The 22,516-nt window shown below is 68.8% G+C and carries 17 protein-coding genes; 5 read left to right on the top strand and 12 right to left on the bottom strand.

Going from position 1 to position 22,516, the window contains the following annotated elements; all coding sequences use genetic code 11:
* The 5 genes from AC1DFU_RS08055 to AC1DFU_RS08035 all read right to left on the bottom strand — a co-directional run.
* On the bottom strand, positions 1-281 hold a 281-nt coding region (locus AC1DFU_RS08055; RefSeq protein ID WP_441591618.1), incomplete at its 3' end, for an ATP-binding cassette domain-containing protein.
* Positions 282-604: 323 nt separating this feature from the next.
* On the bottom strand, positions 605-2,284 hold the full coding sequence (locus AC1DFU_RS08050; RefSeq protein ID WP_441591617.1) for a GMC family oxidoreductase: 1,680 nt from the start codon (positions 2,282-2,284) through the stop codon (positions 605-607).
* Positions 2,285-2,374: 90 nt separating this feature from the next.
* Positions 2,375-3,238 (bottom strand): alpha/beta hydrolase, encoded by an 864-nt coding sequence (locus AC1DFU_RS08045; RefSeq protein WP_441591629.1) that lies wholly within the window; start codon positions 3,236-3,238, stop codon positions 2,375-2,377.
* Between the two features lie 166 nt (positions 3,239-3,404).
* The gene (gene cueR, locus AC1DFU_RS08040) at positions 3,405-3,833 is read right to left on the bottom strand and encodes a Cu(I)-responsive transcriptional regulator (RefSeq protein ID WP_092290921.1); all 429 of its coding nucleotides are present in this window, start codon (positions 3,831-3,833) and stop codon (positions 3,405-3,407) included.
* Positions 3,830-6,088 carry a heavy metal translocating P-type ATPase gene (locus AC1DFU_RS08035; RefSeq protein WP_441591615.1) on the bottom strand — a complete coding sequence of 753 codons (2,259 nt, stop codon included), beginning with the start codon at positions 6,086-6,088 and terminating at the stop codon, positions 3,830-3,832. The genes cueR and AC1DFU_RS08035 overlap by 4 nt, the downstream gene beginning before the upstream one ends.
* Positions 6,089-6,249: 161 nt before the next feature.
* Between AC1DFU_RS08035 and AC1DFU_RS08030 the strand changes: the two genes are divergently transcribed.
* A complete protein-coding gene (locus AC1DFU_RS08030) occupies positions 6,250-6,447 on the top strand; it encodes a heavy-metal-associated domain-containing protein (protein WP_092290925.1) in 198 nt (65 codons plus the stop codon).
* A gap of 119 nt (positions 6,448-6,566) precedes the next feature.
* Positions 6,567-7,451 (top strand): hypothetical protein, encoded by an 885-nt coding sequence (locus AC1DFU_RS08025; protein ID WP_441591613.1) that lies wholly within the window; start codon positions 6,567-6,569, stop codon positions 7,449-7,451.
* A gap of 74 nt (positions 7,452-7,525) precedes the next feature.
* Here AC1DFU_RS08025 and AC1DFU_RS08020 read toward each other — a convergent pair whose 3' ends face one another.
* From AC1DFU_RS08020 to AC1DFU_RS08010, 3 genes are all read right to left on the bottom strand, one after another.
* Positions 7,526-8,254 carry an OmpW/AlkL family protein gene (locus tag AC1DFU_RS08020; protein ID WP_092290929.1) on the bottom strand — a complete coding sequence of 243 codons (729 nt, stop codon included), beginning with the start codon at positions 8,252-8,254 and terminating at the stop codon, positions 7,526-7,528.
* Between the two features lie 249 nt (positions 8,255-8,503).
* Complete coding sequence (locus tag AC1DFU_RS08015; RefSeq protein WP_441591611.1) at positions 8,504-9,472, bottom strand: delta(1)-pyrroline-2-carboxylate reductase family protein; 969 nt, start codon at positions 9,470-9,472, stop codon at positions 8,504-8,506.
* A 69-nt stretch (positions 9,473-9,541) separates the two neighbouring features.
* Positions 9,542-10,540, bottom strand: coding sequence for an aldo/keto reductase (locus tag AC1DFU_RS08010; protein ID WP_092290933.1), 999 nt, complete (start codon positions 10,538-10,540; stop codon positions 9,542-9,544).
* An 87-nt stretch (positions 10,541-10,627) separates the two neighbouring features.
* On the opposite strand from AC1DFU_RS08010, the gene AC1DFU_RS08005 reads away from it, so the two are divergent.
* Complete coding sequence (locus tag AC1DFU_RS08005; RefSeq protein ID WP_092290936.1) at positions 10,628-11,554, top strand: LysR family transcriptional regulator; 927 nt, start codon at positions 10,628-10,630, stop codon at positions 11,552-11,554.
* On the opposite strand, the gene pbpC is transcribed toward AC1DFU_RS08005, so the two are convergent.
* The 4 genes from pbpC to AC1DFU_RS07985 all read right to left on the bottom strand — a co-directional run bounded on the left by pbpC (position 11,551) and on the right by AC1DFU_RS07985 (position 21,037).
* A complete protein-coding gene (pbpC, locus tag AC1DFU_RS08000; RefSeq protein ID WP_092290938.1) occupies positions 11,551-13,755 on the bottom strand; it encodes a penicillin-binding protein 1C in 2,205 nt (734 codons plus the stop codon). The genes AC1DFU_RS08005 and pbpC overlap by 4 nt on opposite strands.
* A 2-nt stretch (positions 13,756-13,757) precedes the next feature.
* A complete protein-coding gene (locus tag AC1DFU_RS07995) occupies positions 13,758-14,471 on the bottom strand; it encodes a lysoplasmalogenase (RefSeq protein ID WP_092290940.1) in 714 nt (237 codons plus the stop codon).
* The gene (locus AC1DFU_RS07990; RefSeq protein ID WP_441591606.1) at positions 14,468-20,464 is read right to left on the bottom strand and encodes an alpha-2-macroglobulin family protein; all 5,997 of its coding nucleotides are present in this window, start codon (positions 20,462-20,464) and stop codon (positions 14,468-14,470) included. The genes AC1DFU_RS07995 and AC1DFU_RS07990 overlap by 4 nt, the downstream gene beginning before the upstream one ends.
* A 93-nt stretch (positions 20,465-20,557) precedes the next feature.
* Positions 20,558-21,037 carry an Lrp/AsnC family transcriptional regulator gene (locus tag AC1DFU_RS07985; RefSeq protein ID WP_092292059.1) on the bottom strand — a complete coding sequence of 160 codons (480 nt, stop codon included), beginning with the start codon at positions 21,035-21,037 and terminating at the stop codon, positions 20,558-20,560.
* 141 nt (positions 21,038-21,178) lie between these two features.
* On the opposite strand from AC1DFU_RS07985, the gene phhA reads away from it, so the two are divergent.
* Entirely contained in the window at positions 21,179-22,102 is a 924-nt protein-coding gene (gene phhA, locus AC1DFU_RS07980) for a phenylalanine 4-monooxygenase (protein WP_441591604.1), read from the top strand.
* 23 nt (positions 22,103-22,125) lie between these two features.
* Positions 22,126-22,449 carry a 4a-hydroxytetrahydrobiopterin dehydratase gene (locus AC1DFU_RS07975; RefSeq protein ID WP_255370721.1) on the top strand — a complete coding sequence of 108 codons (324 nt, stop codon included), beginning with the start codon at positions 22,126-22,128 and terminating at the stop codon, positions 22,447-22,449.
* Positions 22,450-22,516 lie beyond the last annotated feature (67 nt).

Here is a 22,516-nt window from a genome sequence, read left to right as displayed (position 1 = left end):
GGGAACACGGCGGAAATCTGGAACGAACGGATCACGCCGCGCCGCGCAATCTGCGCCGGTTTCTCGCGGGTGATGTCGATGCCGTTGAAAAGGATGGTGCCGGTGGTCGGCTCCAGGAACTTGGTGAGCAGGTTGAAGCAGGTCGTCTTGCCCGCGCCGTTGGGGCCGATCAATGCGTGGATCGAGCCGCGTCGCACCTGCAGGTTGACGTCGCTAACCGCCGTGAACCCCTTGAATTCCTTCGTGAGGTTCTTTGTTTCCAGGATGATTTCCTGAGTCATAGTCTCCTGCCCGCCCTCTTGCTGCGATACCGGGTTGTGCCCGGCACTGACAATGGTTCGAACTCCGGCTTTGTCGCCATGTTTGCCGCGTTATAGGTGTCTGGAAGCGGCGCGGCTGCCGCGATATCCGGGTGGCTCAACCGCCCTGAAGTGCAGGCGGGAGCACCGTATACCGGCGACTATTGTGTGCGTCTGCTGCGTCGCAAAACATCGGGGTTTGCACTAGGCATAAGACATGCAGGAGTCGTCATGTTTCGCCTTGTCTGGTCAACGCTGGCGCGGGTTGGCGGCGGGTTGGGGGCTCCCGCTGCCGACCCGGCACATCACGCCACGGGAATACCCGAAGGCGTGTCAGCAAGCACCTGCACCACGGCGGCGCCACTGGCGCGCAGCTTGCGATCCTCGCGGATCATGTCGCTGGCGCGCTCGGCGATCATGATCGTCGGCGAGTTGGTATTCCCCGACGTGATCAGCGGCATGACGGACGCATCCACCACGCGCAGGCCGGCGATGCCCCGCACGCGCAGGCGGTTGTCCACCACGGCGTCCGGATCGTCGGCGGTGCCCATGCGACAGGTGCCCACCGGGTGGAAAATGGTCGTGCCGATGGCGCCAGCAGCCTCGGCCAACTGCTCGTCCGTCTCGAAAGCGGCGCCGGGCAGCCATTCCTGGGGCTTGTACGGCGCCAGCGCCGGGGAGGCGACGATGCGGCGCGTCAGGCGCAGCGAATCGGCCGCCACCTTGCGGTCCTCCTCGGTGGCGAGGTAGTTGGGGGCGATGGCCGGTGCGCGCCGGAAATCGGCGTCTTCTATATGTACGCTGCCGCGCGAGCTGGGCCGCAGGTTGCACACGCTGGCCGTGAAGGCGTTGAAGGCGTGGAGCGGATCGCCGAACTTGTCGAGCGACAGCGGCTGCACGTGGTATTCGAGGTTCGGCCGTGTGTAGCTGGGGTCGCTGCGCGCGAACGCGCCGAGTTGCGACGGCGCCATGCTCATCGGCCCGCTCTGGTTGAACGCGTACTGGAGGCCGATGCCGAGCTTGCCCCACCAGCGCGCCACGCGCGTGTTCAGCGTGCGCACGCCATCCACCTTCATCACCGCGCGCAGCTGCAGGTGATCCTGCAGGTTCTCGCCCACGCCCGGCAGCGCCTGCCGCACGCGGATACCGAGCGACTGCAGCCGCTCCGGCTGCCCGATGCCGGACAGCTCCAGCAGCTGGGGCGAATTGATCGCACCCGAGGCCAGGATCACTTCCTCAGTAACGCGTGCCTCGCGGTTCTCCCCGCCGCCGACGAACTGCACGCCGGTGCAGCGGCGCCCGTCGGGGCCGTCGAAGGTCAGCGCGCTGACCTGCGCCCCGGTGACGATGGTCAGGTTGGGCCGGTCCGAGGCGCGTCGCAGGAAGGCCTTGGCCGTGTTCCAGCGAATGCCGCGCCGCTGGTTGACCTCGAAATAGCCCACGCCGAAGTTGTCGCCACGGTTGAAGTCGTCGGTACGGGGGATGCCGGCCTGCTCGGCCGCGTCGATAAAGCGCTCGAGGATGTCCCAGCGCAGCCGCTGGGCCTCCACGCGCCATTCGCCGCCCGCGCCGTGGAAGGCGTTGGCGCCGCGATAGTGGTCTTCGCTGCGCCGGAACAGCGGCAGGACGTTGTCCCAGCGCCAGCCGTCGTCGCCGGCGATGCGCGCCCACTCGTCATAGTCCTCGCGCTGGCCGCGCATATAGATCATGCCGTTGATGGACGAGCTGCCGCCGAGCACGCGCCCGCGCGGGTAGCCGAGCGAGCGGCCATTGAGCCCCGGCTCCGCCACGGTGCGGTACATCCAGTCCGTGCGCGGGTTGCCGATGCAGTACAGGTAGCCCACCGGAATATGAATCCAGTGATAGTCGTCCTTGCCGCCCGCCTCCAGCAGCAGCACGTTGACGTCGGCGTCCTGCGTCAGGCGGTTGGCCAGCACGCAGCCGGCCGAACCGGCGCCCACGATGATGTAGTCGTACGTCTCCATAGTCCCTGGCTAGTCCTTCAATGCGCCCCGGCACATCGGTTTTATTATCGGAATGCCACGGATCATCGCACGACTCGGACCCTGCCGCCGTCAGGGCTTTGCCTGAGCCCCCGCACCCGTCCCCGCCACGGGTGCCGCCCCCAGATGCGCCCGCAGCCAGCCGGAGAGCGCCGCGAACACCTCGCTGCGCAGCGGCTCGGCCTCGTTGAAGATCTCGTGATAACCGTTGCCGAACCAGACCATCTCGCGCAGGTCCTCGGGCGCGTTGTCGTGGAAGGTCCGGCTGCCGGCGGCATCGACGATCCGGTCCGCGCCGCCCACCAGCATCAGCGTGGGCGCCTCGAGCCGGGGCGCGTCGGCCTGCGCCTGGGCCATGCCGTGGAGGAACGTCTCCAGCACGCCGGCGCTGATGGTGCCCTGCACCAATGGATCGGTGCGATAGGCGCGCGCCACCTCGGGGTCGTGCGACAGCTGCCGCGCGTCGATCGGATTCGGCACGCGCAGTTGTGGCGCCAGCGCCAGCAGCAGCCGGTGCACGGTCATCATGCCGCTGGAGATGCGCAGCGCAAGTGCCGGCGAGGACAGGATCAACGCGCGAATCGGCCGCACGCGTGCCGTGGCCAGCCGCGCCGCCACGAGCCCGCCCATGCTGTGGCCGAGCACGATCGGCAATTCGTTCCACTGGCGCACGGTGGCGTCGTGGATCTCGGCGAGGTCATCCACATAGATGTCCGCGTGCGGCACGGCCATGCGCGGCCCGCCGCTGGCGCCATGGCCGCGATGATCATAGGCGCGCACGCGCAGGCCGAGCCCGCACAGCAGCGCCGCCACGTGCGGGTAGCGCCCGCTGTGCTCGGCCAGCCCGTGTACCAACAGCAGCGTGCCGAGCGGCTCGGGGTAGCGGTTCGGATCGGGCAGCCAGGTGCGCACCAGCAGCTCGGTGCCGTCGCGCATGCGCTGGCGGGTCTCGGCTGGGGCGATGCTGGGGCGTGCGGCGGCTTCGGTGCCAGGCCGTTCGTCCACGCCGCCCACGTCGTCCGTGCCGATGAGAGGTTCGTCCATCGCTGGTCTCCTGATTGGTACGCCTGCTTCTTCTTGTGGGAATGCTTGCGGCGCGCGGTCAGCGGTGACAGCTCGCACAATCCTTGGAATCCTCGCCGGCGGCGCTCGCCATGTCCGCCAGGATCGGGCAGTCGGGGCGATCGTCGCCGCTGCATGACTCGGCCAGCGCACGCAGCGTGTCTCGCATCGCAGCCAGTTCGGCAATGCGCACTTCGAGATCCGCCACGTGCTTCAGGGTCAGCGCCTTGACGTCCGCGCTGGCCCGCGCGCGGTCGTGCCAGAGCGACAGCAGCCCGCGAATCTCGTCGAGCGAGAATCCCAGATTACGGGCCCGCCGCACGAAGCGCAAGGTGTGCACCGCGCGGTCGTCGTAGCGCCGGTAGCCGCCCTCGGAACGCGGCGGCGCGTCCACCAGGCCGATCGATTCATAGTGGCGGATCATCTTGGCCGTGACGCCAGAGGCCGCTGCGGCTTCTCCGATATTCATCGTGATTCCTCATCAGTCGATCGGGCACTCGCCGCCCCAGCACCCGCCGGATGCCAGCGGCGCAGCAAGAGCGCATTGCCGACCACGCTCACGCTCGAAAACGCCATGGCCGCGCCCGCGACCACCGGGTTCAGCAAGCCGGCGGCGGCCAGCGGAATGCCGATCACGTTGTAGATGAACGCCCAGAACAAATTCTGCCGAATCTTGCGCACGGTGCGGTGCGACACGGCGAGCGCATCGGCCACCAGCGCGGGGTCGCCGCGCATCAGCGTGATGCCGGCGGCGTGCATCGCCACATCGGTGCCGGTGGACATGGCGATGCCCACATCGGCGGCGGCCAGCGCGGGGGCGTCGTTGATGCCGTCGCCGACCATCGCCACCACGGCGGCGCCGTCGCGCTTGAGCGCGGTCACGCGCGCGGCCTTGTCCTCGGGCAGCACCTCGGCCTGGAACTCGTCCAGACCGAGCGCGCGGGCGACCTGCGCGGCGGCGCCGGGGTTGTCGCCGGTCAGCATCACGGTGCGGATGCCTGCCGCGCGGAGCCGTGCGATGGCCGGTGCGGCGCCCGGCTTCACGGCATCGCCGAACGCGACGAGACCCGCCACGCGTCCGTCCGCCATCAGCCAGGACACCGTGCGGCCCTCGGCGCGCAGCCGCTCGGCTTCGGCCTGGAGCGGACCGGCGTCGGCGTGCAGGCTGGCGCGCAACGCCTCGCTGCCCAGTTGCAGCGGCTGGCCATCGACCACCCCGGCGATGCCACGCCCCGGCAGCGCACGCACCTCGCTCGCCGGCAGGGGCGCGATACCACGCGCGGCGGCAGCCGCCAGCACGGCACGGGCCAGCGGATGCTCGCTGCCGGACTGCAGCGCCGCCAGGCGCGCCAGCAGCGCGGCTTCGTCCCCATCGGTGGCGATCAGCGCCACCACATCGGGCTTGCCGACGGTGAGCGTGCCAGTCTTGTCGAAGGCGACCACCGACACGCGATGCGCCACCTCCAACGCCTCCGCATCCTTGATCAGGATGCCCGCGCGCGCGCCGGCGCCCGTGCCGGCCATGATCGCGGTCGGCGTGGCCAGCCCCAGCGCGCACGGGCAGGCGATGACGAGCACGGCCACCGCGTTGAGCATCGCGGCGGTCCAGTCGCCGCCCACCAGCCCCCAGCCGAGCAGCGTGGCCGCCGCCAGCGCCAGCACCACCGGCACAAACACCGCGCTGACCTGATCCACCAGCCGCTGGATCGGCGCCTTCGCGGCCTGCGCGTGCTCCACCATGCGGATGATGCGCGCCAGCACGGTCTCCGCGCCCACCGCCACGGTGCGCGCCACCAGCAGCCCTTCGGCATTGATCGCGCCACCGGTGAGGCGATCCCCGGCGCGCTTCGGCACCGGCACGGACTCGCCGGTCAGCATCGATTCATCGACATGGCTGCTGCCTTCGATCACCTCGGCATCCACCGGAATACGTTCGCCGGGACGCACGATGACTTCGTCGCCCACGCGCACGGCGGCCAGCGGCACGGTGGCTTCCACGCCGTGCCGACGCACCTGTGCGGTATCCGGCCGCAGCGCGGCCAGCGCGCGGATGGCGGCGGCGGTCTGACGCTTGGCGCGCGTCTCCAGCCACTTGCCGAGCCGCACCAGCGTGATGACCACGGCGGCGCTCTCGAAGTAGAGGTGCGGCATGACGTCGTGCGCCATCGCCATCTGCCACAGTGACAGCCCATACGCGGCGGACGTGCCGAGCGCCACGAGCAGGTCCATATTGCCGGCCCCGGCGCGCACGGCCTTCCAGCCGGCCTTGTAGAAGCGCCAGCCGAACACGAACTGCACCGGCGTAGCCAGCAGCCACTGGACCCACCCGGGCAGCATCGCGTGGATGCCGAACCACTCGAGCACCATCGGCGCCACCAGCGGCACGGACAGTGCGGCGGAGATCGCCACGGGCCACGGGCCGGACCAGAAATCGGCATGCCCCGCCTCCGCCGACACCGATGCCTCGTCCGCCGGAACCGGCGTGGCCGCATAGCCGGCGCGCGTGACGGCATCGGCCAGCGCCGCCGCATCCACGGCGCCACGCTGCACGGTGACGGCGGCGCGCTCGGTGGCGAGGTTGACCTGGGCATCCTCGACGCCGGGCACCGCGCGCAACGCACGCTCCACCCGGCCCACGCATGACGCGCAGGTCATGTCGGCGATGTTCAGGTCGATGGTGTCGCGCGGCCCTTCGGCGGCGATCAGGGCGGGGGTACTGGACATGACAGGAAAACTCCACGGGAGCCATCGATAGCGATGACTGCACTGTGAACCCTACCATGATTGGAAGGTCAAGGTCTTTGCGCGACGCGGAAAGCGCTTGCGCTTCCCATGGTGGGAAGGTTCACACTGCAGGCTATCGTCATTAATCCCGGAGTTCCAAGATGATCCAGTTCCAAGTCGAAGGCATGTCCTGCAACCATTGCGTCCGCGCCATCACCCAGGCCGTGCAGGCCGTTGATCCTGCGGCACGCGTCACGGCCGATGTGCCGACGCAGGCGGTGAAGGTGGAATCGGGCGCGGATCGACAGGCGCTGCGGCAGGCGATCGAGGGGGCGGGGTATCCGGTGAAGGCGGAGTGAAACTGGCGCAATTTTGTGTTGCGCCTGAATCATCGCAATTTCAGCGTATGGCCATAGCCGGAGCGCAACCCGTCATATAGATTCCGCGGTCCAAGCTTCCTCGACCGCGATCCATCGATATGAAACCGTTGCGATGCCTGCTCGTTCTCATCGGCACTTTTACGCTGTCCAACGGGGCCACCGCCTCTCCGCAGGAGCCTGATGAATTGCCGACACGCTATGTGTCGGCCCCAAACCTCCCCTATTCCTCGATGCAAGAGTGGGAAGGACGCGTGGCAGTGGTCAGGGCCAGATCAGGCTCTTACGGTGTCAGGGACCCGTCGACGCGGCGCGAGATACTGCGGCCTAATTGGAAGGCCGTCGAGATCATTCAGGCAAGGCACCCCAGCCCCGCCGTGGCGCCCCCTGTCCCGGCCTACCTGCTGGCAACGAAGGTGCGCATGCAGCTCTTCACCTTGTCCGGCGAGCCCGTCGACGTCCCGCCGTTTGACAGGATCGAGGTCCTGCACGACTTCTTCGTTTCCCTGCGCCCCGGTCTGATGCTGTGGAAAACAACGGATCTGCAGGCCAAAACCTGCATGCTCTACAGCATGGGTTTCCGGCGGCTGCTCCGCACACCCATGCCGCTCGACGTTTTCGGCAAATGTCCGGCTGAGTATTTCAAGGAATACTCCAGCTTCGCATTCACCGACACGGCGGAACAGAGTCGGATATACCGCAAGGAACTTGCCGGTCCCGAAGGTCTGCTGCTTCCGACCGCCGCGAATATCGACGGCACCATCGTTTTCCGTTATGAAGACGGCTCTCTGGTCTTGAGGCGGCGTCGCGGTGGACCGCTGGAATATCGCCTGGTCAATGCCGCCGCACAGGATGTCCAGGGCGCAAGTTTCAGTAGATTCCGAACGTTTGGCCGTCGCCCTCTGGTCCTGCATGAGGGGAAATGGCGGACCCTCAATCCTGACGGCACCCTCGGTTCACGGCTCTTGTTCAGGTTCAGTTCCTGACGGTATCGCGCGAACCATGAAAAAAGGGCACCCTAGGGTGCCCTTCTTGTCACATCACGTCCGGATCAAACCGATCAGAACCGATACCCCACATTCAGGAAGGTAACGATCGGGTCGATCTTGATCTTGGTGTGCGACTGCACCTGCGCGCCGTTGGCCAGCGTGGTGGTGAAGTTGGCGGTGGTCGAGATCGGCACGTAGGACACCGACAGGCCGACGAACCAGTTGTCGGTCACGGCATAGTTGGCGCCGACGTTGAACACCGGGTTCCACGACGGCTTGGCCGAGGCGGTCATGGTCGAGCCCGGGCCGAATTCGCTCTGCACGAAGGTCTGGTTGGTGACCGTTTCGCCCGTGAACCACGTGTAGTTCACGCCGATGCCCACGTACGGGCGGAACTTCGTCTTGGCGTCGAAGAAGTGCCACTTGGCGACGATGGCCGGGCTCCACTGGCGCACCTTGCCGAGCTTGCCGTACTTCTCGTAGCCACGGTCACCGCTCACGTCGTGCTCCGGCGGAATGCCGGCCACGAATTCCGTGGAGATGTTGTCCGTGAAGAAGTGGCTGAACGCCAGGCCGACCGTGTCGGCCGAGTCGATCGTGGCGCCCGTGTTCTGGCGCTGCAGGCCACCGGTGGGACGGCCCGCGACCGAGTCGATCGTCAGGAATTCCGAGTGGCCCTGCGGCATCACCCGGAACCAGCCCAAGCTGACGATATTGCTGCCCGCGGATTGTGCTTGTGCCACGCCCGCCAGCGTCATTGCGGCGGCGGCCACGAGCATCTTCTTATAGGTGTTCTTCATGATTCCTCTTACTCCTCATCCTCGTTCTGTCTCAACTCACTGCTGGCACGCATTATCCGTCTCACGGACGGCAAGCTGTTTCAAACGTGATACCGGGAGGTAGAAGAATTGCCCTAAAGGCAGGGTTAACCCAAGAACCTCGCACAAATCGAGGTCGAATTCGCCTCAAAACGCGGCTTTCGCGCAACGGTTCTGTTCACAAAACGATAATCCATTCGAACAGCGTGGTTTTTCCGCTGAGGACGAAGGTCAGCCGGCGTCACTCCGGCTCGCCAGCACGCAGGCAGCGAGGTCCCAGAGCGCGTAGCCCACGCTCTTGAAGACCAGCGGGCAGCCGGTGCGGGCGCGCAGAGCGTCGGCATCGAGAATGGCGGTTTCGAACGGCTGGACCGTGGCCCAGTCGATGCCGGCCTGGAGCAGGTCGCCCGCCTCGTCCTCGATGCCGAACAGGGTGTCGGCCAGCAGCCTGCCTCGGGCGGAGGCGGTCTGGCAGAGCACGGGCGGCAGCTCGCACATATCGGGGCGGAATGCGCCGACGCCTGCGACGAAGTGCCGATCTGTCCACAACCCACTGTCGAGGTCGGGCAGCACCGCCGTGCGGCTCGACGTCACCGTGACGACCATCGACACATGTGGAAGTGCCTCGGCCACATCGTCGATCACCCTCGCTTCCACGCCGAGGGCGCGCGCCTGGGTGGCCAGCGCCTCGGCCTTGTCGCGCGTGCGCGACTGCAGCCAGACCCGCCGTACCGGCAGGCCGGCCACGAAGGCCTCGAGGTGGGTCTGCGCCTGCACGCCGGCGCCGACGATCAGCAGCTCGCCATCGGGCTCGGGCGCGAACGACTGCGCCGCCAGCAGCGTGACCGCCGCCGTGCGCCGCCCCGTGACCGTGGGGCCATCGAGCATGGCGATCCGCTCGCCCGTTTGCGCATTGGCGACCAGCACTTCGCCGAGGATGGTCGGCAGGCCGCGCCGGGGATTGTCGGGATGGACGGTGATGTTCTTGGTCATCACCAGGTCGCGGTTGCGCGCAGGCATGACCAGCAGCGTCCCGGCGCCGCTCGCGGCGTCGCCCACGGGCAGCGCGATGCGCGGCGGCGCCATCGCGCTGCCGTCCCGCAGTTCAGCGAGCATGGCGGCGATGGCCTGGGCCAGTTCGGGATACGGCAGGCGGGCCGCCGTGGCGGCGGCGTCGAGTGGGACGAAGGCGTTGGGCATCGGGCGACGGATGGGTGACAGGTGGGCCGAAGGCAATCCGCCATTGTCCCCCATGCCGCGCCCCCGGGATCAGCGCGACAGCATCCCCATCACCGCCGCCGCGTAGCGCGTACCCGCCGCTGCGCCGGCCGGGAATACGGCCTCGATGTCGGCAAGATCCTGCGCTCCGAGCCGCACATCGAGCGCACCAAGGTTGTCATCGAGATTGGCGATGCGGCGCGTGCCCGGAATCGGCACCACATGCTCGCCGCGCGCCAGCACCCAGGCCAGCGCCAGTTGAGCCGGCGTGCAGCCGCGGGCATCGGCCAGCGCACGGACCTTGTCCACCAGCGCCAGGTTGCGGGCGAAGTTCTCGCCGATAAAGCGCGGATTGGTCTTGCGATAGTCGTCCGCATCGAAGTCGTCTGGCGTGCGGATGGCCCCGGTCAGGAAGCCGCGCCCGAGCGGGCTGTACGGCACGAAGCCGATGCCGAGCCGCTCGCACGTGGCGTAGATGCCGTTTTCGTCCACGTCACGCGTCCACAGCGAGTACTCGGTCTGCAGCGCGGTGAGTGGATGCACCGCGTGGGCGCGTTCGATGGTCTCCGCGCCCGCCTCTGACAGCCCAATCCAGCGCACCTTGCCCGCCTGGACCAGTTCGGCCATCGCGCCGACGGTGTCCTCGATCGGCACGGTCGGGTCCACGCGATGCTGGTAATAGAGATCGATGGTGTCGAGGCCCAGCCGCTTCAGGCTGGCATCGCAGGCGGCACGCACGTACTCGGGCCGCCCGTTCACGCCGCGCGCCGCCGGATTGGCCGGGTCGCGCACCATGCCGAACTTGGTCGCCAGCACCACCTTGTCGCGCCGCCCGCCGGCCAGCGCGCGGCCAAGCAACTGCTCATTGGTGTGCGGGCCGTAGATGTCGGCCGTGTCGAGCAGGTTCACGCCGCGCTCGATGGCATGGTGGATCGTGCGGATCGACTCGGCGTCGTCGTGCGCACCGTAGAAGTCGCTCATGCCCATGCAGCCGAGGCCCAGCGGGAAGACGTCGGGGCCGACCCGGCCCAGTTTGCGCATTGCGGTCATGTGAGACTCCTTGTGACGGGGTTGGAAACTGGCGCCCAGTATCCCCATCCCGCGCGATCGGAAACAGCATGCTACGCTGCAAGCATCATGAAGCCCGACTTCACAATCGATCCTGATTCCCTGCCCTCGCTGGCCGCCTTCGCCTGCGTGGCGCGGCTTGGCAGCTTCACGGCCGCTGCCGGCGCGCTGGGCGTCAGCCCCTCGGCGGTCTCCCAGACCATCCGGCACCTGGAAGACCGGCTGGGTGTGCGGCTGCTGCAGCGGACCACGCGCCATGTCGGCCTGACCGAGGCCGGCGCGGCACTGCTGGCCCGCGTGGCGCCGGCGCTGGCCGAGATCCAGGCGGCCACCGAGGACGCCCGCGCCCAGCGCGACACCCCGGTCGGCACGCTGCGGCTGACCAGTTCGCACTCGGCGGTGGTCATCGCGCTGCGGCCGATCCTGACGGACTTCATGCGCGCCTATCCGTCGATCTGCGTCGATCTGGTCACCGACGACCGCTTCGTCGACCTGATCGCCGAAGGTTTCGACGCCGGCCTGCGGCTGGGCGAGGCACTCCACCAGGACATGGTGGCGATTCCAGTGACCGGCCCGCTGCGGATGTTCGTGGCGGCCTCGCCCGACTACCTCGCCCGCCACGGCACGCCGCAGACGCCGCACGCACTGCATCAGCACGCCTGCCTGCAATACCGCTTCGGGCCGATAGGTTCGGTGTATCGCTGGGAGTTCGCGCGCGGCGGGCGGCCGTTCACGGTCGATACGCGCGCCGCGCTGATCGCCAATGACAAGACCATGCTGCATCAGGCTGCGGTGGCCGGGCTCGGCCTGATCTACGAGTTCCCGCACCACATCCAGGCCGCGCTGGCGGCAGGCCAGCTCGTCACCGTGCTGGAAGACTGGACGCCGCCGTTCTCGGGCTTCTACCTCTACTACCCGAGCCGCGCGCTGATGCCGCCCAAGCTGCGCGTATTCGTCGATTTCCTCAAGGCGCGCGGCCTGCCGGCAACGGCCTAGCGCCGCATCGACGTGCGCTGCGGCCCGGCCTCGCGCACGCTGGCGCCGCGCACCTCGATGCCGATGTCATCGACGACCTTGCCCGCCGCATCGACCAGTTCCACGCGATGCCGGCCCGGCCACGGCAGCCACGCCAGCTGCCCACCCTTGCCGAGCGGCTTGCCGTCGATGCGCCAGCTCACCGCGCGCGCCGTCTGCCCGGTCAGCCCATCGGCATGGAACCAGACGCGTTGCGCATCGGGCGGAATATCGGGATCGAGCGCGAAGATCGTGCCATCCCTGGGACTGGCGATGGCCGGCGTGCCGCTCGACGGTGGCGCCGCGCCCACGTTGATGCGCGTCACGGCGGTGCCGGCCAGGAACACTTCCTCGCGCGCCGGCTCGAGGTTGTCGGCGAAGGTCAGCGGCACCCGCTCCACGCCGGCCGGCATCGCGGGCGCGCGGCTGGACGACTGCCGATGGAGCGCCGCCATCACGTCGTGCCACACCGGCGCCGCGCCGGAGACCCCCGACACATCGTGCATGCTCGCGCCGCTGGCGTTGCCGATCCACACGCCCACCGTGTAGCGCTGCGACCAGCCGATGCACCAGTTGTCGCGCATGTCCTTGCTGGTGCCGGTCTTCACGGCGGTCCAGAAGCGCGTGGTCAGCGGGCTGTCGAGGCCGAAGGTTCGCGCCCGCGCGTGGCGGTCGGCCAGCACATCGCCAATCACATAGCTGGCCGCCGGACTCATCACGGGCTGGCGGGGCACCGTCGCGCCGTCCACGGTCATCCGCACCGGGCCGTAGGCGCCCTGGTTCGCAAAACTCCGATAGGCATTGGTCAGCGACAACAGCGACACATCGGCGCTGCCCAGCGCGAGGCTGTAGCCGTAGTAATCGCCCGATTCGGTGAGCGGCAGGCCCAGCGCCACCAGCCGCCGATGAAAGCGATGCGGCGTGACCATCACCAGCGTCCGCACGGCCGGCACGTTCAGTGACGAGCCGAGCGCCGCGCGCAGGCTGACCCAGCCCGCGTAGCGATGATCGTAATTCTGCGGAATGTAGAGCCCGCCGCCGGTCGGCAGGTTGACAGGACGGTCATCGAGCAGCGACGCGGCCGTCAGCCGTCGTTCCTCGATGGCCTGCGCGTACAGGAACGGCTTCAGCGTCGAGCCGGCCTGACGCGGCGCGGCGGCGTGATCGACCTGTGCGGCCGACGACAGCGCGCCTGAGGAGCCCACATAGGCCAGCACATCGCCGCTGGCATTGTCGATGACCACCACGGCGCCGTCCTCGGCATTGCGCCCGGCCAGTTCGCGCAGATGGCGCGACAGGCTGTCCACGGCCACGCGCTGCACCTCGGCATCGACCGTGGAAGCGATGCGCGCCGGCACCGGCCGCCCTGCCGGCAGCGTCTCGCGCGTATGGGCGATCACGGCGCGCGCAAGGTGCGGCGCCAGATTGGTCCGGAAACTCGCGTCCGGCACGCTGGCCGACTTCGCCAAGGCCAGCGCCGTGAAGCCATCCAGGCCGTCGCACTCGCGCGGCTGCTTCATCTCGCGCAGGATGCGGCACGCCCGCACCGACACCTGCCCCGGCGCGGCGTTGGGGCCGCGCACCAGTGCCACGGCAAGCGCCGCCTCGCGCGCATTCAGGCCGCTCGGCACCTTGCCGAACAGCGTCTGCGACATCGCCGAGAGCCCCACCAGCTCGCCCCGGAACGGCACGAGGTTCAGGTACGCCTCGAGGATCTGGTCCTTGCTCCAGCCGTGTTCGAGCGAGGCGGCGCTGACCGCCTGCCCTACCTTCTGGCCGAAGCTGCGCCCGCGCGCGGCACGCAGGTCTTCATCGAGCAGACCGGCCAGCTGCATGGTCAGCGTGGAGGCACCGCGCGTGCGCGTGTTCCACATATTGGCCCACGCGGCGGCGGCCACGCCCTGCCAGTCCACGCCGCTGTGCGCGTAGAAGCGCCGGTCCTCGGACAGCACGATGGCCGTGCGCAGGGCCGGCGAGGTGTCGGCCAGCGTCACCCAGTCGCCACGCCGCGCGCGGAAGTCGTCCCGCACGCGCGCCACGGGTTCGCCATGGCGATCCATCACGACGATGTCGGCGCTGCGCCAGTTGTCGCGCACGTCGCGGAAGGCGGGCACCGCCGCCGCCGAGGACGTGGCTGCGGCCAGCGCGAGCAGGACGAGTGGGGCAAACAAGCGGCGCGGCATCGTCATCGTCCCCCGGCCTCCCCGCGCTCCGACACCACCCCCGCCACCAGCAGCACCTGCGCCAGCGCGTAGGTCCACCAGATGCCGAGTTGGTAGGTATCGAACGGGGACAGGAACCTGGCCATGCCGATCATCGCGTCCGAGGCGACGAAGCACAGCGCGCCCAGCGCGGCGAGCGGCGTAGGCAACTGCGCCAACAGCGCCGCGCAGGCCATGGCCGCCAGCGCGCCGATGTAGACCGTGACCGGCAGCGCCATCTCGCCAAGATTGGGCCAGAAGCGGCCGAGCAGCGCGCCCGCCGCACCGATCACCAGCCCGCAGCCCAGCAGTCGCTGCGGCCGGAGATCACGCGCCATCGGCACGAACAGGCGCAGGTAGGCCAGGTGCGCCAGCAGGAAGGCGCCGAGCCCGCCGAGGAACGAGATCTTCAAGCCCGGCAGCGCGAGCAGGAAATCGCCGATCGCCGAGAACACGAGCGCCACTACCAGCCAGCGGCGCTCGCCAAGCGGGCGATGGAACCATGCGGCGCGCGCCAGCATGATCGCCATCGCCGTCTTCCACGCCGGCTGGTAGGCGATCTGGCCGGTCAGCGGCGTGCCGGGCGGTAACTCCATCGACGCCTGGAGCAGCAGCACGCCATAGACCACGGCGGCCAGCGTGCCCGCGATCCACCACTCGCGCACGCGCGGCGGCATCCGCATCGCGAGCCAGCTCATGGGCGCGCTCCCACGGTCACCTTGGCGTTGGGGGCGGCGCCGAACACGTCGGGTGCGTAGAGCGCCTCCACGCGCGTGGGCGGCAGCGCGAACTCGCCGGCGTTGTTGAGCCGCACCGTGTACTCCACCGCCACGTTGCCCTTGGGCAAGTAGCCGAAGTACTCGCGGTACGACTCGGGCGTGCGTTCGGTGAAGGTCGCCGACGACTTCTTCTCACCGCTCGTGGCGATCTGCGAATCGCGGCCCAGCCCGCTGCCGAGGATGGTGGCGCCGGTCGGCACCGGATCATTCACCACGACCCAGGTCATGTCCGCCTGCGCGTCCACTTCGAGCCGCACGCGATAGGAGTCGCCGCGCGACCACTTGCCCGCCACGGCCTGCTCCACCGGCGTCACGGTGCGCTTGATGCGATACCCCGCCGCCACCGGATCGCGCAGCGGCACGGCGGCCATCGCCCGCACCGTGGCCCAGGGACGGCCCGAGCCCTGCTGCTCGACCTGCAAGGTGCCAGTCGTGCCGGCAGCGGGCCACGGCAGTTCCACCGCGCCGCTCGCCACGCCATCCTTCTTGGTCGCGCCCGACCAGTCGAACGTGCGCGAGGCATCGCCCAGCGTCACGCGCGCGCCGCCGGCCACCGGTGTCTTCTCAAACGCCTGCGCGTAGCGCTGCACGGCCAGCACGCCCCAGGCGTTGGCCGTGGTGGTGCCCCACGCGCCGCGCGTCTGGCGGCCCAGCAGGCCGGTCACCAGTTGCGGCACATCATCTTTCCAGCCCGGCAGTTGCGTGGCCAGCGCCAGCAGCTTGGCGGCGTTGACGTCGCCGTTGGCCATCAGCCACCACCAGTCGTCACTGCGCTCGGTCGAGAACACCAGCCGCGTGCCCTGCACCGTGAGCCGGCTGCGCAGCAGTTGCTGGGCTTCGGCGAGGCGTTTTTCATGCTCGGGGATGTCCGTCACGCGCGAGAGCAGCGCCAGCCAGTCGATCAGCGCCGAGGTGGGCCACTGCGCGGGCAGGATCTGGACGCTGCCGAGCATGCGCGCCTGGGCGTGGCCGGTGCGCGAGAGTGCCTCGAGCGCGGCCAGCTTGCGTACGTCGAGGTCCATCGACGCGGATGCCGGCGCCCAGCGCGGCGGCGTGATGCGCCCTTCGACGAACGACGTCAGCCCACGCTCCATCTGCGCGCGCTGCGCCTCGGGGAGGCGCATCGGCAGACCGGCCCGTGCGGCCTCATCGGCCACGGACAGCAGGTAGGCCGTCAGCACCTCGCTGCCCGCGCTCGCATCGCTCTGCAGCGGGAAGTAGGCGGCCAGGCCGTTGCTGTCGAGGTAGGACGGCAGTTGCGCCATCAGTGCATCCCACGCCGCCGTGTCGCCCAGGCCGAGCGACTTCGACGTGCGCTGTTCGAGGCAGCTATAGGGATAGTGGCGGAACCACTCGCGTACGCCAGGCATCCCGCCCGCCAGCGACGACTGCATCGTCACCTGCATGCCGCCGCGCAGCTTGCCGGACGGATCGGTCAGCGCGCCGGCCGGGGCCTGCACCGGCACCGAGACCGTCGGCGTCATTTGCGCCAGCATCGCCTGCTGCGCGGTGACGGGCACCGCCGGGACGATCTGCTGCGAGAGCTTGAGCCGGTCGGCCGCATTGCTACCACCCTTCTCGGTCGCCGCCACCTCCCACATTACCGTGCCGCTGCGGCTGTAGGCCAGCAGCGCCGGCGCGGTCACGTCCCAGCCAATCTCGCGCGAGGCGCCGGCCGCCAACTCCACGGTCTGCGCCGGCAGCGTCTGGGCATCGACGAGCGTGGCGCGCGCGGTGGCCTCCACAGTCATCGCCCGTTGCGTGGTGTTGCGCAGCGTGAACATGGCGCGATACTTGTCGTCCTCGCGCACCAGCAGCGGCAGGCCCGAAATCATCTGCAGATCCTGCGTGGCGGCGACGGTGGCGCTGCCGGACCCGAAACGGCCCACGCCGAGGTCGGCCACGGCGACGATGCGGAAGCTCGTCAGCGAGTCGTTGAGCGGCACGTCGAGCGTGGCACGCCCTTCGGCGTCGAGCTGCACGCGCGGGTTCCACAGCAGCAGCGTGTCGAACAGTTCGCGCGTCGGACTCTTGCCCCCGCCGCCGCCGGCCGGCACGGCCTTGCGGCCGTAATGGCGCCTGCCGATGATCTCCATCTGCGCGGTCGAGGTCTCCACGCCATAGCTGCGCCGTTGCAGCATCGCGTCGAGCAGGTTCCAGCTCGTGTTCGGCATCAGTTCGAGCAGCGCCTGGTCCACGGCGGCCAGCGCCACCTCGCCGTTGGCGGCGGGCTTGCCGTCGGGCAGCTTCACCTGCACCACCACGCGCGCCTTGCCGCGCACCGGGTAGGTGGCCTTGTCCGGCGTCACGGTCACGTCGAGCCGATGGGCTTCATTGCCGACGCGGATCTCGGCCAGCCCGAGCCGGAACGCCGGCTTGGACAGGTCCACCAGCGGCGATGGCGCCACGTAGTCGCGCCCCTCGCTGCGGAACGCGCGCCACCAGTCCACCGGCTGGCGCCAGCCCCAGGTGAAGAACGAGTACCACGGCACGTCGCGGAGGCGCCCGCGCACGCTCAACACAGACACATAGACGTTCGGCCCCCATTCCGGCTTCACCTTGAGCCGCACCGTGGGATCGGTGCCGTTCAGCTCCACCACCTGCGTTTCGAGAATGCCTTCCCGTTCGATGGCGACCAGCGCCGTGGCATGGCGGAACGGCATGCGCACCTGAAACACGGCGGTATCGCCGGGCGCGTAGGCGCGCTTCTCCGGCAGCACGTCCATGCGGTCGTGGTTCTCGCCGCCGAACCAGAGTTCGCCCTGGCGTGTGACCCAGACCGTGGTGGAAGCCTGCGAGACACGCCCGTCCGTATCGCGCGCACTGGCGATCAGCTCCACCTGCCCCGCCTGCGCCAGCGACACGTCGCAGCGCATGCGGCCCTGCGCATCGGTGCGCGACTCGCACACCACGCCCAGGTCCTTGCTCTCGGTACGGTTGTCATAGCGATAGAAGCCGCCAACCACGCGCTGGCGGGCAGACGTGGTGATGCGCGCGCGCGCCTTCACCTGCACCGGCGTATCAGCCACCGGCTTGCCCTGGGTGTCGAGCACCACGCCCTGTACCGACAGCTTCTGGCTCACCGATACCCAGTTGGCCGCGCGGATGCCCGCCACCACGGCGGCCGGCCACACCGGCACGGTCTGGCGCAGCGTCTGGATCTCGCCATTCGGGTCGGCAAAGCCGGCCTCCAGCACGAGGTCGCCCGGCGTGGTGATCTTCGGCATGTCCTTGACCGTGACCTTGCCGTTGCCGTCCTTGTCCAGCGTGACGGGCAGCTTGTCGGCGACGAGCTTCTCGCGGCTTTCGCCGGATGTGTCCTCGCTGTCTTCGTCATCGACGGTGGCCTTCTCGTCCTGCGCGCGCGGCGGCTGGAACGAGAATTCGTCGAAATCGGCGAAGTTGACCGGCTTCTCGCGCAGCAGCGCCGACAGGCGCACCGGCAGGCCGGCCGCGCCGCCGCCGTTCAGATAGTGGATTTCCACGCCGACCGGCACCTCGCCCGGCGCGACCAGCGCGTTGCCCTTGGCTTTCGGGTCCTTGGCCGTGCTCAGCGTACCGGACAGTACCGGCAGGCGGAATGCTTCGACGCGGAAGCTGCCGCCGTCGAGCGTGCGGCCATCGACATAGACCAGCCCCACGGTGTAGACGCCCAGCTTGGCTGCCTGCGGGATCTGGAAGGTGCTCTCGGCGCTGCGCCCGCCCGTGGCCGTGGTACGCCAGGCCAGCGGCAGTTCATAGGTCTGGCCGCTGCCGTCATGCGTGACGACGGCCTTCTCCGGCATCGATACCGGCAGCGCAAAGCCCTGCGCCGTCTCGCTGCGCAGCAGGTGCTTCATCGACACCGTCTCGCCCAGCCGCAGCAGCGTGCGGTCGAAGATGGTGTGCGCGCGCACGGTCTGCTTCGGGCTCATGTCGGTGGGCACGTTGAAGCGCCACGTCTCGATGCCACGGTTCCAGTTCGACATCACGAAGGCCATGTCGGCCTTGCCGCGCGCCTTCGGGTGGTCGGCGGCGATCCGTGCGGAGACGAAGTAACCCTCCATGCCGTTGCCGCAGTCCTGGTAGCGCTGGTCCGGCAGCTTGGCGAAGCGGGCGACGCCGGTGGCGTCGGTGGTCCCTTCGCCCAGCAGGGCGCCCTCGCAGCTACGCACCGCGATGCGGGCGTTGGCGACGGGCTTGCCGTCGTCGAGGCCGGTCACCCAGGCCAGTCCGCTCATCTCGCCCTCGGCAGTGCCGCGCGCGAGCTTGAAATGGACGCCGAGGTTGGTCACCAGCGCCGCCGTGCGCACGTACATCGGCTCGGACTTGCCGAGCAGCGCGGCACCCAGCATCGGCGAGGCAATCTCCACCACGTGGAAGCCCGGCTCGGGCAGCGGAATGCCGACGACCTCGAAGGGTCGGGGCGAGGTGTCCGACGATTTCGGAATCGCCAACGTCTGCGCGCCCGCCACGCCGCGCAGCAATGGCACCGCGCGCGTCTCGATGGCCGGGGCGTTGCGCGGGCTCTTGGCCCGGTACGGCGGCTGGCCGGCACGGATCGCGTCGATCTGTTCCTTGGTCCACGTGTTCTCGTGCATGCGCTTGACCATGCCGAACCAACGCAGGATGGCCGTGTCGTCATCGACCTTGAGCCGCGCCACAGTGCCCGCCTGGGCGCGCACGGACGTGGCGGGCAGGTCGGCCTCCACGTTGCGCAGCGTCACGGGCAGCAGCGGCGGATAGTCGGCCGGGGACTTGCCGCGCGGCACATCGGCGAAACGTTCCACCACGCCGAACGGCGCGGCGGCGAACTTGGCCAGCGGCGGCAGCGCGCCGGTGGTCAGCTTGATCGGGAACAGGTCCGCATTGGTCAGCGGGCGGCCGCTGTCGTCCTTGATGTCGCGCGGGGCCTCGATGGTCAGGCTGGCGCGCTCCGGGAACGGCGCGGTGAAGCGGACCGACTCCACCGGGGCGTCCGGCGGCGTGTCCGGGTCGAAGGCCGGCGCGCGCGGGCCGGACGGGGTTTTCAGGACGATGTGCTCGGCCACCTTGCGCGGAATCGGGGCGGTGAAGGTCACCGTCATCGGCCGCAGCGGGGTGCAGGGCGCCTCGGCCCGTTCGCGCTCACAGGTGAAGCCGGCGGCGAAGGCTTCGCGCACCGTGTAGTCGAAGCGGCGCGGCGCCGTGGTGGCAATGCCGGAGGGTGTGGCGATGCCCGCATCGAGCACGAGCTGCATGCGCGCGCCGGCGGGCAGCTTCTGCTGGCAGGCCAGCAGGTGCACCGCCTCCCCTTCCCGCTTGACGATCTCGTTCCAGCCGACCGCCGCAATCACGTCCGTGCGTTCCTTGCCGGCCAGCAGCCGTACCGGAATGCGCTCGCCCAGGCCCTCGGCCTGGCACCACGCGTGTTCGCGGATCGACCCGGCCGTGGCCGCGCCGTTAAAGCGCAGCACGAAGACCTGGTCTTCCTCCACCTCTCCGCCGGAAGGCCGGGCCGATACCACCGTGGGCCCACCGGTCTCGAACCGGTATTCCGGCTTGCCCGCGTAGGCCTTGCCAGCCACGCTCTTGAGCCCGCCGGCAATGCGCACCGTGCAGCGCATGCCGGGCGGCAGGTCACGCTCGAAGTCGAATACCCAGTTGGTGGCGTTGACCCAGCGCCCGCTACCGGCCGCCGCACCGCCGGTGCAGGACACCGCCGCGGGTGGCGCGGCGTTGAGGTCGCCCATCGGCACCATCGGCTCGTCGAACCGGATGGCCACCTGGCGCACCTGGGGCACCACCCCTTCGGGCGAGAAACGCGCGATCTGCGCCGCGTGCGCATCGCCGGCGCCGGCCCACAGCGCCAGTCCCGCGCCCAGCACGGCCAGCCTCCCAAACGTGGTGGCGTACCCGCCGCTGCGACCCGAGGTGACAATCGTCCCCATCATCCTTTCCTTGTTGGATTTGGCTCGGGGCGAGGGTGACATGCGCGGATGGCAAGCGCAAGCCTCTGCACATTTTGGATTTTGTGTATGGCTGATTCAGCGCAAATGTGACAGCGGCAGCGGTCCTTCGCGCTTCAGGGCGGTCAGCACGATGTTGGACCGCACGCTCTCCACGCCGGGCACGCGCATCAGGCGCTTCATGGTGAATTCGGCCAGCGTTGGCAGGTCCGGCACCACCACGCGGACAAGGTAATCGGCCTCGCCGGCGACCGAGTAGCACTCCTGCACCTCTTCCAGCAGCAGGATTTCCTCGCGGAAGCGTTCGATGATGGTGTCGCCGTGGTGGGCCAGTTTCACACTAATAAATACCAGCACGCCCAGACCCAGCGCTTGTGGCGAAAGATTCACACGGTAGCCGGTAATCACGCCATCGGCCTCGAGCTTGGCCAGCCGGCGGCCGACCTGGCTGGGCGAGAGGTGCACCCGTTCGGCCAGTTGCTGGTGGGTAGAGCGGCCGTCGGCCTGCAGGGCGGTCAGCAGGGCGAGGTCGTAGGGGTCGAGGCTGGCAGTGTTCATGGCACGCAGAAAATCCGCATCCAGGATCTGAAAGATGCAGGTTACCTGCATGCGCCGACGAAACCAAGCCGTTTATGCGGCCTGAATGCACGTCCACACGCCTACACTGTGCATAAATTCCGCATCGCTGGAGACACACAGATGAACGCCACCCCGGACACCACGGCCGACTTTGCCGGCACGATGACCGCCAAGCTCAGGGAACAATTCGAAGCCGGCCTGCTGTCCGGCGAGGAACTGCGTCCCGACTTCACCATCGCCCAGCCGGTGCACCGCTACACCAGCACCGACCACGCCATCTGGCGCAAGCTCTACGACCGCCAGGCCTCGATGCTGCAAGGCCGGGTCTGCGACGAGTTCCTGCAAGGGCTGGGCACGCTGGGCATGGAGCGCGACCGCGTGCCCGAGTTCGACCAGCTCAACGAGACGCTGATGCGCGCCACGGGCTGGCAGGTGGTGGCCGTGCCGGGCCTGGTGCCGGACGAGGTGTTCTTCGAGCACCTGGCCAACCGCCGCTTCCCGGCGAGCTGGTGGATGCGCAAGCCCGAGCAGCTGGACTACCTCCAGGAGCCGGACTGCTTCCACGACGTGTTCGGCCATGTGCCGCTGCTGATCAACCCGATCTTCGCCGACTACATGGAGGCGTACGGCAAGGGTGGCTTGAAGGCGGCCAAGCTCGGCGCGCTGGACATGCTCGCGCGCCTGTACTGGTACACCGTGGAATTCGGCCTGATCCAGACCCCGGCCGGGCTGCGCATCTTTGGCGCGGGCATCCTGTCCAGCCAGGGCGAATCGATCTACAGTCTGGATTCGGACAGCCCGAACCGGATCGGCTTCGACCTGCACCGCATCATGCGCACGCGGTACCGGATCGACACCTTCCAGAAGACCTACTTCGTGATCGACAGCTTCGAACAGCTGTTCGACGCCACGCGGCCGGACTTCTCGGACCTGTACCGGCAACTGCGCGCGCTGCCGACGCTGGGCGCCGGCGATGTCGCCGAGGGCGACCGTGTGCTGAACATCGGCACCCGCGAGGGCTGGGCCGACAGCAACGACATCTGACGACGACAGCCGAGCCGCAGAACATTCATAACACCGAGGCCATCATGACCCCTCTTTCGCAAGACGCCCGCGCCAGCCTGCTGGCCGGGCTACCCGGCTGGACCCCGGTCCAGGACCGCGACGCCATTCACAAATCCTTCAAGTTCGCCGATTTCAACGCGGCGTTCGGCTTCATGACGCGCGTGGCGCTGCATGCCGACAAGGTCGATCACCATCCCGAATGGTTCAACGTCTACAACCGCGTGGACATCACCCTGTCCACCCACGACGCCAACGGCCTGACCCAGCGCGATATCGACCTGGCGCGTTTCATCGAGCAGGCTTTCAGCGGCCCGCCGGCGCGTTGAAGTCGCGCTATAGATAACTGTCGCCAGCTGAAGGGCAACTGAAAGGCAGCGCGCAAGGCTGCCCTGT

This window comes from Cupriavidus sp. 10L45 (assembly GCF_056395225.1).
Note: the sequence above shows the minus strand (reverse complement) of the source record. Positions and strands in the feature narration are given on the sequence as shown.

What these genes read in the sequence shown, in the direction of transcription:
- AC1DFU_RS08020 (WP_092290929.1), bottom strand. Translation starts at nt 8,254, where the DNA reads ATGAAGAACACCTATAAGAAGATGCTCGTGGCCGCCGCCGCAATGACG.
- AC1DFU_RS08030 (WP_092290925.1), top strand. Translation starts at nt 6,250, where the DNA reads ATGATCCAGTTCCAAGTCGAAGGCATGTCCTGCAACCATTGCGTCCGC.
- AC1DFU_RS08035 (WP_441591615.1), bottom strand. Translation starts at nt 6,088, where the DNA reads ATGTCCAGTACCCCCGCCCTGATCGCCGCCGAAGGGCCGCGCGACACC.
- AC1DFU_RS08010 (WP_092290933.1), bottom strand. Translation starts at nt 10,540, where the DNA reads ATGACCGCAATGCGCAAACTGGGCCGGGTCGGCCCCGACGTCTTCCCG.
- AC1DFU_RS07985 (WP_092292059.1), bottom strand. Translation starts at nt 21,037, where the DNA reads ATGAACACTGCCAGCCTCGACCCCTACGACCTCGCCCTGCTGACCGCC.
- cueR (WP_092290921.1), bottom strand. Translation starts at nt 3,833, where the DNA reads ATGAATATCGGAGAAGCCGCAGCGGCCTCTGGCGTCACGGCCAAGATG.
- AC1DFU_RS07990 (WP_441591606.1), bottom strand. Translation starts at nt 20,464, where the DNA reads ATGATGGGGACGATTGTCACCTCGGGTCGCAGCGGCGGGTACGCCACC.
- AC1DFU_RS08005 (WP_092290936.1), top strand. Translation starts at nt 10,628, where the DNA reads ATGAAGCCCGACTTCACAATCGATCCTGATTCCCTGCCCTCGCTGGCC.
- AC1DFU_RS08015 (WP_441591611.1), bottom strand. Translation starts at nt 9,472, where the DNA reads ATGCCCAACGCCTTCGTCCCACTCGACGCCGCCGCCACGGCGGCCCGC.
- AC1DFU_RS07995 (WP_092290940.1), bottom strand. Translation starts at nt 14,471, where the DNA reads ATGAGCTGGCTCGCGATGCGGATGCCGCCGCGCGTGCGCGAGTGGTGG.
- AC1DFU_RS08050 (WP_441591617.1), bottom strand. Translation starts at nt 2,284, where the DNA reads ATGGAGACGTACGACTACATCATCGTGGGCGCCGGTTCGGCCGGCTGC.
- AC1DFU_RS08045 (WP_441591629.1), bottom strand. Translation starts at nt 3,238, where the DNA reads ATGCGCGACGGCACCGAGCTGCTGGTGCGCACCTGGCTGCCCGATCCG.
- pbpC (WP_092290938.1), bottom strand. Translation starts at nt 13,755, where the DNA reads ATGCCGCGCCGCTTGTTTGCCCCACTCGTCCTGCTCGCGCTGGCCGCA.
- phhA (WP_441591604.1), top strand. Translation starts at nt 21,179, where the DNA reads ATGAACGCCACCCCGGACACCACGGCCGACTTTGCCGGCACGATGACC.
- AC1DFU_RS08025 (WP_441591613.1), top strand. Translation starts at nt 6,567, where the DNA reads ATGAAACCGTTGCGATGCCTGCTCGTTCTCATCGGCACTTTTACGCTG.